The 9,878-nt window shown below is 60.0% G+C and carries 13 protein-coding genes and 1 pseudogene; 12 read left to right on the plus strand and 2 right to left on the minus strand.

The window, feature by feature from the left end; translation table 11 throughout:
- The first annotated feature begins 7 nt into the window (after positions 1–7).
- The 6 genes from BM113_RS12150 (at position 8) to tuf (ending at position 4,964) form a co-directional block, all read left to right on the plus strand.
- Entirely contained in the window at positions 8–412 is a 405-nt protein-coding gene (locus BM113_RS12150; protein ID WP_007141296.1) for a DUF2073 domain-containing protein, read from the plus strand.
- A complete protein-coding gene (locus tag BM113_RS12155; RefSeq protein WP_089788331.1) occupies positions 412–1,704 on the plus strand; it encodes an OapC/ArvC family zinc-ribbon domain-containing protein in 1,293 nt (430 codons plus the stop codon). The genes BM113_RS12150 and BM113_RS12155 overlap by 1 nt, the downstream gene beginning before the upstream one ends.
- 274 nt (positions 1,705–1,978) lie before the next feature.
- Positions 1,979–2,068, plus strand: a complete 90-nt coding sequence (locus BM113_RS23090) for a hypothetical protein (RefSeq protein ID WP_449289595.1) — start codon at positions 1,979–1,981, stop codon at positions 2,066–2,068.
- Positions 2,068–2,850 carry a DUF7089 family protein gene (locus tag BM113_RS12160; RefSeq protein WP_089788333.1) on the plus strand — a complete coding sequence of 261 codons (783 nt, stop codon included), beginning with the start codon at positions 2,068–2,070 and terminating at the stop codon, positions 2,848–2,850. The genes BM113_RS23090 and BM113_RS12160 overlap by 1 nt, the downstream gene beginning before the upstream one ends.
- 146 nt (positions 2,851–2,996) lie before the next feature.
- On the plus strand, positions 2,997–3,515 hold the full coding sequence (locus tag BM113_RS12165) for a cupredoxin domain-containing protein (protein WP_177209157.1): 519 nt from the start codon (positions 2,997–2,999) through the stop codon (positions 3,513–3,515).
- A 180-nt stretch (positions 3,516–3,695) separates the two neighbouring features.
- Positions 3,696–4,964, plus strand: coding sequence for a translation elongation factor EF-1 subunit alpha (gene tuf, locus BM113_RS12170; RefSeq protein WP_089788334.1), 1,269 nt, complete (start codon positions 3,696–3,698; stop codon positions 4,962–4,964).
- A gap of 89 nt (positions 4,965–5,053) precedes the next feature.
- Here the strand turns inward: tuf and BM113_RS12175 are convergent, their stop codons facing one another.
- Positions 5,054–5,632: a DUF7090 family protein gene (locus BM113_RS12175; protein ID WP_007141291.1), complete on the minus strand. Its 579-nt coding sequence runs from the start codon at positions 5,630–5,632 to the stop codon at positions 5,054–5,056.
- Between the two features lie 347 nt (positions 5,633–5,979).
- Between BM113_RS12175 and BM113_RS12180 the strand changes: the two are divergent.
- A pseudogene (locus BM113_RS12180) lies at positions 5,980–6,402 on the plus strand (class I SAM-dependent methyltransferase); the annotation flags it as partial.
- A gap of 133 nt (positions 6,403–6,535) precedes the next feature.
- Here BM113_RS12180 and BM113_RS12185 read toward each other — a convergent pair.
- Positions 6,536–7,216, minus strand: a complete 681-nt coding sequence (locus BM113_RS12185; RefSeq protein ID WP_089788335.1) for a class I SAM-dependent methyltransferase — start codon at positions 7,214–7,216, stop codon at positions 6,536–6,538.
- A gap of 90 nt (positions 7,217–7,306) precedes the next feature.
- Here BM113_RS12185 and BM113_RS12190 point away from each other — a divergent pair, with 90 nt between their 5' ends.
- From BM113_RS12190 to BM113_RS23025, 5 genes are all read left to right on the plus strand, one after another.
- Complete coding sequence (locus tag BM113_RS12190; protein ID WP_143095823.1) at positions 7,307–7,507, plus strand: hypothetical protein; 201 nt, start codon at positions 7,307–7,309, stop codon at positions 7,505–7,507.
- 3 nt (positions 7,508–7,510) lie between these two features.
- Entirely contained in the window at positions 7,511–7,720 is a 210-nt protein-coding gene (locus tag BM113_RS21845) for a hypothetical protein (RefSeq protein ID WP_143095824.1), read from the plus strand.
- Positions 7,721–7,726: 6 nt separating this feature from the next.
- Positions 7,727–8,161 carry a hypothetical protein gene (locus tag BM113_RS12195; RefSeq protein WP_143095825.1) on the plus strand — a complete coding sequence of 145 codons (435 nt, stop codon included), beginning with the start codon at positions 7,727–7,729 and terminating at the stop codon, positions 8,159–8,161.
- Positions 8,154–8,471, plus strand: coding sequence for a hypothetical protein (locus BM113_RS12200; RefSeq protein ID WP_089788341.1), 318 nt, complete (start codon positions 8,154–8,156; stop codon positions 8,469–8,471). The genes BM113_RS12195 and BM113_RS12200 overlap by 8 nt, the downstream gene beginning before the upstream one ends.
- Positions 8,472–8,974: 503 nt before the next feature.
- Entirely contained in the window at positions 8,975–9,727 is a 753-nt protein-coding gene (locus BM113_RS23025; RefSeq protein ID WP_394327717.1) for a DUF6610 family protein, read from the plus strand.
- The last annotated feature ends 151 nt before the right edge of the window (positions 9,728–9,878 follow it).

Genomic DNA, 9,878 nt, shown 5'->3' on the forward strand with positions numbered 1-9,878 from the left:
TGAGACGATGCCACAAGCAACAGATGCTGACGACGGAGATGCGCCGGAAGACGGCGTCCAGATCGACCTGATCAGCGGCGAACGTATGGAGGGGATGGCGACCATGGAGAAGATCCGGATGATCCTGGACGGCGTCCACGACGGCAACATCGTCATCCTCGAGGAGGGACTGACGCCCGACGAGGAGAGCCGGCTCATCGAAGTGACGATGGCCGAGATCAGCCCGGACGAGTTCAACGGGATCGAGATCGAGACGTATCCCAAATCCGACGGCGGCGACTCGTCGCTGATCGGCCGCATCATGGGGTCTGAAAAGTCGGACGCCAAGCTGACGGTAATCGGTCCGGCGAACCAGATCGAAACGCTTCACAAGGACGAAACGCTGATCAGCGCGCTCGTGTCCCACAACTAATGCCACACGAATGTACGAACTGCGGCCGGACGTTCCCCGACGGCTCCAAGGAGATGCTGTCGGGGTGTCCCGACTGCGGCGGGAACAAGTTTCAGTTCGTGCCGTCGGGGTCGCTGTCGGGTGGCGGGACCGCAACCGACACTGAGCGCGACGGCGCATCCGGATCGGGGTCTCCCTCGAGTACCGCCCCCGACTCGAGCACGGCCGCAGCCGAGTCGTCCCCTGGATCGGTTTCGGACGCCGGGTCCGGCCGGGCTCCACCCGAAACGGGGGGCGACGCGGGCACCGGGACCGATGTCGATCCTCAGCCGGACGCCGGCGAAACCGAACCCGACAGCGTCGCAGGTCGGGCTGCGGAAACCGTCCGCGAGTGGATGTCAGGCGACGATTCGGACGAGGAATCGGCCCCGGAGGAGTCAATCGACGGAGCCGCGGCTGCCCCCGACGAGGGACGCGACCGCCTCGAGGCGTCGGACCGACAGTGGCCCGAGAGCGGCCGGGACTCGTCGCCCTCGTCCGGACCCGGAGGGGGGTCGGCGAACTCGAGCACGACGACCAGCGAGGCGGACCGGGCGACGGGAGTAGATGCAGACACGGACGAAGCCACGGACGCCGACGGCTTCTCCGAGTGGCCGGACACCGCCCGCCGTCCGGAAGACCGTTCCTCAGGCGATCCAGCGGCGTCGGGGGAGGCCCGCGGTTCGGCTGCGAACCGGTCTTCGAGTGTGTCCTCGTCCTCGAGTGCGTCCTCTTCTTCTTCTTCTTCCTCGACCGGAACCGAAACGTCGTCTCCCTCGGAACCCGCCGCTGGCGACGACGAGATGGAATACACCACGGCGAACCTCGCAGAGAGCGAGAACGACGCCCAGGCGGACGCTCGTAGCGAAGTCGTCCATCGCGACGCGCTCCCGTCGGACGTCGACGCGGACGGCGACCGCGAGTACTACGCACACGATCCCGGCCAGGGGGCGGAACCCGAAACGGACACGGGCTCTGCCCCCCGGTCCGGTGACGGCGCAACGGCCGGATCCGCCGGTCCCGACCGCTCGGAAGGGGACCGTCCGCCGAGTGACGGTCGCGTCGTCAGCGAACCCTCGGACGAGGAGCCGTCGATCGAGGACCTCCGCGAGGAACTGAACCAGCAGTTCGAGAGCATCAAGATCGTTCGTCCGGGCCAGTACGAACTCAACCTGATGGAACTCTACAACCGCGAGGAGTACATCATCTCGCTCCAGGAGGACGGCCGCTACGTCATAGACGTTCCCGACTCCTGGCGAGAGGCCGAGGAGTGATCGGCACCCTTGCGTTTTCGTCCGGGTTCGGCACCGCGGCCTTCTCGAGGTCCTCCGACTTCGTCGCTCCGTTTCCGACCTCTCTCCCGCTCTCGATTCCTTTTGATCGCGGGTGACCCTGCTCTCGGTTCGTCGAGCCACGTACAGTTCACCCCTCGAGTTCGAGTGGAGTCCTCGAGCGAGAGTCGGTCGATCCGACGGGTTCCGCGGCGCGACCGCCGGTGAACGAATGCGGACAGATGGATTTAAGCGACGCGCGTGATAGCCTCCGACTATGAGCACTGCAACCAAGATCGTTCTCGCCACCGTCGGTGTATCGGCACTGCTGTCGGTTCTGATCATCTTCCAGACGGCCTTCGTCTGATGTTCGACGCCCGCGACCTGCCGGACCCGGTGGCAGAGGTGCGGGACGAACACGCGCCGGAGGCGCTCGTCTTCGACTGCGAGCGGGATTTCGAGACGCTGCCGCCGGCCCAGGCCGAGGATCTCGGCCTCGTCGCCGACTCCCTGCAGCCGGCGACGTATCCGGCGTCGTGGCTCCCCGAGGACGCGCCGTCGCTGCTCGCCCGGTACGCCGGGTCGGACTTGACGATCGGCATGCCCGGCGACGGGAGCGTCGTCTGGACACGCCAGACCGAGCCGCCGGTCGTCCTGGTCAAACCGCGCGTCGAAGGGACGCCCGAACCGTTCCTCCAGTTCCTCCTCGCGGAGGCGTTCGTCGAACTCGGCCTCGAGGTCCCCGAGCACTTCCTGGGCTTTTTCGAGGACGCGTACCCGGACCTCGACGCGGCGGTGTCGCTGGATCCGAACGGGACCTACCAGGTCGCGGCGGCGCTGTACGACGGCTGGGTGGGGCTGCAGAGCCGGGAGGTCTTCGCCGAGTGGCACGACGACCGCCCCGAGTTGGCCGACGCCTGGCAGGACGCAGGCAGCCGCCTCGAGGACCGCGTCGCCGGGCTCCCGACGGCGGTGGCCCGCGGGGAGACGGAGTTCGCGGACGCGACGGAGTTGGCCTGTGCGGCGATCAAGCACGCGATCGAACTGCCGGCGCCGTTCGCCGCGCTCGATACGGACGCCTATCGAACCCACGGTCCGGAGTACGCGATCCGCTGGGCGGAGAAGACGTTCGATTCGCTCGCGGACTGACTCCTCCCCTCGTTTTCGCGCCACATTACGTCGCAGCGCCCGGGGCCCGCGCCCGTCCGGGTCCCGGCACTCGTCCCGACCCCGCTCGTGTGTCCGTCGTCCGTTCCTGGACAGGTTTTTACTACCCTCGTGGTGGATGTTAACGTATGACAGTGAAGGTGCCCGTATCACGCCGGACGGTCATCGGTGCCGTGGGTGGGACGACGCTGGCGTCGCTTTCGGGCTGTCTGGGTGAGCGCGAACGCGATGGGGGAACCGAAGGGGCCGCCGAATCCGAACTCGAGGGGGAGGAGGCGACGGGCGGGGCGGAATCGGCGGCCGTCGACGAGTGGGAGGACGTCGACGAGATCCGACTCGCGACGGACATCACCGTCTGGGCCGGCGTCGCCCCGGACCCGATCGACGGGGTAGAAAACCCCACGCTCGTCGTCTTCGAGGGTCGGGAGTACGCCATCACCTGGGAGAACCGGGGCGAGTTCCTGCACAACGTCGAACTCCGTGACGAAGACGACGAGGTCGTCGACGACTACGCGACGCCGCCGATGGACACCGAAGGCGAGACACAGACCCTCGAGTTCGAAGCGACTCCGGAGATCGCCGAGTACGTCTGTGACCCACACGAGATGACGATGCGGGGGGACGTGGAAGTCGTCGACCCCGACTGAGGCCGTCCTGGCTACGCCGTCCGGGTCAGGGTTCGGGTCCGGGAGCGAGGCCGGCACCCGACCTCGAGCGGCCGCTCCGTCGGCCGTCCCCGCGTAACCGTTTTGATCCGTCGGGTGGTAGTTCCGCAATCGAGGTACGGGAGACAATAACACGCATCTCCCACACCGGAGGGGGTGAGCATGACTCAGGAGAAACCACACCAGAATCTGGCCATCATCGGTCACGTAGACCACGGAAAGAGCACGCTCGTCGGCCGCTTGATGTTCGAGACGGGCAGCGTCCCGGAACACGTCATCGAACAGCACCGGGAGGAAGCCGAGGAGAAGGGGAAAGGCGGCTTCGAGTTCGCCTACGTCATGGACAACCTCGCGGAAGAGCGAGAGCGAGGGCTGACGATCGACATCGCCCACCAGGAGTTCGAGACCGACGAGTACGACTTCACCATCGTCGACACGCCGGGGCACCGCGACTTCGTCAAGAACATGATCACCGGCGCGAGCCAGGCGGACCACGCGGTCCTCGTGGTCGCCGCCGACGACGGCGTCGCGCCCCAGACCCAGGAACACGTCTTCCTGGCCCGTACGCTCGGCATCGACGAACTCGTCGTCGCCGTCAACAAGATGGACGTCGTCGAGTACGAGGAGACCCGCTTCAGGGAGGTGGTCGCAGAAGTCAAGGACCTCCTCGATCAGGTCCGGTTCGCGACGGAGGATGCCTCGTTCATCCCGATCTCGGCCTTCGAGGGCGACAACGTCGCGGAGCTAAGCGACGAGATGCCCTGGTACGACGGCCGTGCCCTGCTCGAGACGCTGAACGACCTGCCGGTGCCGGAGCCGCCCACGGACGCGCCGCTCCGACTCCCGATCCAGGACGTCTACACGATTTCGGGGATCGGTACGGTCCCGGTCGGACGCATCGAGACCGGACAGATGCGGGCCGGGGACGAGGTCTCGTTCCAGCCCAGCGACGTCGGCGGCGAGGTCAAGACCATCGAGATGCACCACGAGGAGATCGACCTCGCTGAACCCGGTGACAACGTCGGATTCAACGTCCGCGGCGTCGGCAAAGACGACATCCGTCGCGGCGACGTCTGTGGGCCCGCCGACGATCCGCCGACCGTCGCCGAGACCTTCCAGGCCCAGATCGTCGTCATGCAGCATCCGAGCGTGATCACGGCCGGCTACACCCCGGTCTTTCACGCTCACACGGCCCAGGTCGCCTGCACGGTCGAATCGCTCGACCAGAAGATCGATCCCTCCAGCGGCGAGGTCCAGGAGGAGGATCCCGACTTCATTCAGGCGGGCGACGCCGCCGTCGTCACCGTCCGTCCGCAGAAGCCGCTCAGCATCGAGCCGTCGGAGGAGATCCCCGAACTCGGGAGCTTCGCGATCCGGGACATGGGACAGACGGTTGCCGCCGGTCGAGTCCTGAACGTCTCGGAGAAGTAAGTCGGCTCTCGCCGGTTCCGTCGGTTTCGCGGCCCCGTTTTTCGGCCGGAATCCCCCTACGCTACGCTCGGTGCCGGACCGCGTGTCGATCAGAACTCGACGTCGACGGAGCCGTCCTCGTCGAGATCGACCACGCCGTCGAACTGCTCGCGGAAGCGATCGACCGTCTCGGGGTCGTGTGGCTCCTCCGAGAGGTGAAACAGCCCCGCGGCGTCGTACTCCTCGAGCAGCGCACAGATCCGTTCGACGGCCTCGAGCGCCCGCTCGTCGCCGGCGTAGTAGGCGAGTTCGGTGACGGAGTCGAAGCTGATACGGAGTTTGCCGTCGTGGGCCTCCAGGAAGCCCTCGATGTGTTCGACGATGCCGTCGACGTCGTCGGGTGCGGCGACGTAGTGGACGGTGTCGCTCTTGCGCCGGGAGTAGCCCCGTTCGATGGAGAGCGTATCGAGGATCTCCGCGCGTTCCTCGTCGACGTCGTAGTGCTCGAGTTTCTGCTTGACTTCGCGGGCGGTCGTTCGCGTCGACACGACGAGGAAGTGATCTGTGTCGGCCTTGAGGAAGTCGGTGTCGATGCGATCGGTTTCGCCGGTGCTCGGGTGCAAGAGGAGGATCCCCGTTCCCCCGGGCACCGTCGACGGCGCGTTCTCGATCTCGAGCGTGTATTCCATACTGGCGAGAAACTTCGGGGATCGACTTAATAGTGCGGATGTTATGTCTGGGCGTACCGGGCGTACCGCCCGTTCGGCGCGTCGAGTCTCGTTCGTGTGGCGGCCCCGTCGCGGACTCGTCGCTGGCGGTCTCGACTGTGAAAGGGAAAGGGAAAGGGAAAGGGGGACACAGAGAGCCTTCGTACGACCGACGCCGATGCCCACGGTGTGCGGCCGACGGTTGCCTCTCCACTCCCCTATTTTTAGGGTAGCCTAAAGAAACTAACGGTCGTCGCGAACCACTCGTGGTCGGCCCCGTAGCGTCGGAACCCGAACTCGTTTTGCGCTCCGAGGACGACGGTCCGGACATGAGCGTCCGTGAGGAGTTCGACGACTGGGCAACGAGTGGTCGCGACAAGGGTATGGAAGACCGACACTGGAACACGGCGAAACACGCGCTCGCGCGGATGCCGGTCGAACCCGGCGATACGATTCTGGATCTCGGCTGTGGCAGCGGGTACGCCGGCCGTGCGCTGCGGGACAACGCGGAGGCCGGCCGCGTCTACGGCCTCGACGGGTCGCCCGAGATGGCCCGTAACGCGACCGAGTACACCGACGACTCGGAAGTCGGCTACCTCGTCGGCGACTTCGACTCGCTTCCCTTCGCAGACGACTCGATCGACCACGTCTGGTCGATGGAAGCGTTCTACTACGCCGCCGATCCGCACAACACGCTCGAGGAAGTCGCCCGGATCCTCCGGCCCGGCGGAACCTTCTACTGTGCCGTCAACTAAATAACTAAATACATAGATTCTATGTAGTCGGAATGTCGGATACTCAAAACAGTTCTATTGATACGAAATTGTAATAGATACAATTAGTATGGTTTCAATAGCAGAAAGGCGCAACCTATCTTATCGTTGATTAAGGTGCCACTCCAACCGTTAGTAGAGTACCCCAAGTTCGGTAACGGTCAACCATCTCCTCTCGTTTGGCCCAATCCTCGGTCGGGAACTCGGCTTCAGCGGGTATCGAGATTTCGTGGTCTGGGATATTATCTTGCTCAGCTACGTGCAGACCCGATTCACGGAAAGCAGTTCGGTACTGCTCTCGGTTCCAAAGCGTCATGTCGATGGAGATTTTCTCCTGCCATTCATGCGTATATTGACTCTCCTCAAAGTAGTTAACACAACAATAGAAGGAACCTCCAGAGCGGAGTACTCGATGAATTTCATTGAGGGTATTCTGTGGCTCTGAAGCGTAGTAGAACGCTTCCATCGACCACACGTGGTCGATACTATTGTTTTCGAACGGAAGCGAGTCAAAGTCACCCGATACGAAGTCTATCTGTGGGTCATTGGTGTATGAACGGGCGTTACGAATCATCTCGGGTGAACCGTCTAAACCATACCCTTGACCAATTTCATACGTTTCTCTGAGAGCCCTCAATGCATATCCTGAACCTGTTCCAAGGTCAAGCACTGTGTCTCCTTCTTCAACTGGCATACGAGCGAGTGCGTGTTTCGCGGTGTGCCAGTGCCGTTTCTCCATTCCTTTATCCTTTCCTTCCGTAGCCCAAGCGTCGAACTCCTCTCGTACACTCATTGCACGTAGTTTATTGTCCACGTGCAAAACGACCGTCGTTTCGACTTCGTTAGAATGAATGCTATCGGTCTCGACTAGCAGGCCATGTTGATGAGTGAGGACGAAGTACGTCAGCAAGCTCGGAAGGCTGGAATGACTCCCCGAGAATACTGTCTACGCGAGATAAGCGAATGGAAGGAGATGCTACACACTGTCTCGGATGACTACGGGGGTCTTGATGATGACGAGTTTGACGAGCTAGTCGAGAAGGAAATCGACAGCTTTCGAGCAGAGCAGGAGAGTGAGGACTGAAATATGGATTCAGACGAGATTCTGAGTCTGCTGGAGGAGCGGAATGGTGAGCATCACTGTCCAGTAAGCGACTGCGATGTGTGGTATCCTGACGGCGTTCAGTACGGCTTTTTAGACCACTTTGGAGACCACGACGTGTGTCTGGTTTGCGAATCTGAACTGAACCATCCAGAGAACGAGTTTCTTTGCTTCAACTGTGCTGATGAGTGGTGAGAGTCAATGACAGATGAAATCAAACCAGATGAAGACATTGACGTGATGCACGAGGTCGATTATCTTCGAATTGAGCGAATGAGCGGCGACAGTCTATGGTTTGCGGGTTACAGGGATGATGGAACAGAACTGCACTTTAACGCGCTCTGCAACGGTGATGGTGGTTTGACCGTCCACACTTGGCACTACAATACTGAGCAGAGTTCAACGCCAGCGTACGAACTTGGAGACCGACTCATCCATATTACTGAGGAAGAGTGGGCAGCGTCTGAAGATGATTTCCCTTACGAGAAGGTCGTAAAGCAGCGGTTCTGGGATTTTGATGACGAAGAGCACTGGTATGCAATCGGATTAAAGTCTGTGAATGAATCATACGAAATGTACGCTGAATCATACTTAGAAGACCACTATCGGAAGGTCACGGAGAACGATGATGACTGAATTTGAGTGTCGAGAGTGCGGCGAGACAACGCCATTCATCGACGACGGATTTTACCTCAACGATGGTGTTGTGAGTGACGGGCAGTTCGTAGAGTGTCGTCACTGTAATTCAGAGTATTTCGTGTATCTGCACGATATGGACTCTGTTCCGCGAAATCTAATCGAGCAGCAACGAACGGTGAGCTATCTATTCATACAAGCGCGAGATGAAGGTCTTCTAGCTGTTCCTGAGGAAGATGAAGAGCGAATTGAGAGCCTCCTACAGTTCTTGAATCGGTTGAGGGTAGAGCCGTTTGAAGACGACGACTGAATTTGAGACCATAAGAATGACATTCAAGGTCATTCTCTACAGGCATGTATGACCTGCCCAGAATGCGACTCAACGAATATCGAGACCGTGTTTGACCCGTTTCAGGACATCAAGAAATGTAGGGAGTGTGGTGAATACCTATAGTTTGGGAATCGTCCCCCTACTCAAATGGCGTCTATCCGAAAAGCCAGCATAGAGGAGTGACGGCAGGCACAGTCACGATGGACACACCACCCTTCCACCGACTATCCGTCGTCACTTCTCTTTCTGTTGCCGTAAAATAAAGTAGAGTCTATCAGAGAACCTCGCTCTATAATCATCCGAACCCCTATCTTTCGCGTCCAGAAATCTGATTATCTATCGAGAATCTTTGTTAGAGTGAGTCAATTGAGACCGTAAGAATGACATTCGGAGCTGTCCAGCTCCAGCTCATGCAAAGTTCTGAGCGAGATATTATTTGGATGGCCAATGGGTCTACGTCCGCGACGTATGCTGCGTACCGCATGGGTGCTAGGGTAGGGTATACAGCGATGAACACGCGACCTCCAGAAGACGTTGAGGTATCGTTTGTGGATTTCCCATTCAAACGGTTGGAAGAGGCGGAGGTCTCGGTCAAGGACGTATTTGAACCCTATCTACAGGTTGTGAAGCAAGAGCAGCCTGAGTTCGCCGTCATTCCAGACATCAATAACGGAGTTACGTTTGAGGACGCGCTTTCGCTCGCGTATGAAGTCGCTCCACACTGCGAGACACTAATTATGGTCCCGAAGTCAGTTCATCCGTCTCGAATCCCTAGTCATATCCGCGTTGGCATTCCGTGTCAGTCTAAATTTGCAGAGTCCCCGTGGAGTTTCAATGACTATCGAAAGTGCGAGGAACTCCACCTCTTTGGCGGCTCTCCACACGACCATTTCGAGATTGTTTTCGAGAATGGGTTAACACAGGTCGAGAGTATGGACACCAGCGTGCCTATCTCGTCCGCTCAATGGGGTGATGCATGGACTTTGACTCCTAATGGTCCTCGTTGGAAGTCAGCTGAAGGAGGAGTATATGGATGCCTTGAAGCGACATTTCGAGAGATGTGCCGAGTGTTCAATCGAGACCGTCCATCGACACCGTCGAAGCGTCACTGGGTACCACGCCCCCATCGAGGGCGCTATGAGTCAATTGGATACCCTGATGACGATTTGTTACACCCAGAGGACAATCAGCCCTTTGCAGGACGGGAATACCATATAGCACGGAGTATCGTTTGACTGTTCGGTATTGCTACTCCCCCTCTTGACCACTCTGTACGAGTTAGATACATAGACATTGGTCTTTAGCTAAGCCTCAGCGGTCGGTTGGATGGTGGTAGCGAGCTGTTCTTGAAGGATCGGTCGTTGCTTGTGGATCTTCTGAGCGTCT

Origin of the sequence: Natronobacterium haloterrestre, assembly GCF_900112205.1 — an archaeon.
GTDB lineage: Archaea > Halobacteriota > Halobacteria > Halobacteriales > Natrialbaceae > Natronobacterium > Natronobacterium haloterrestre.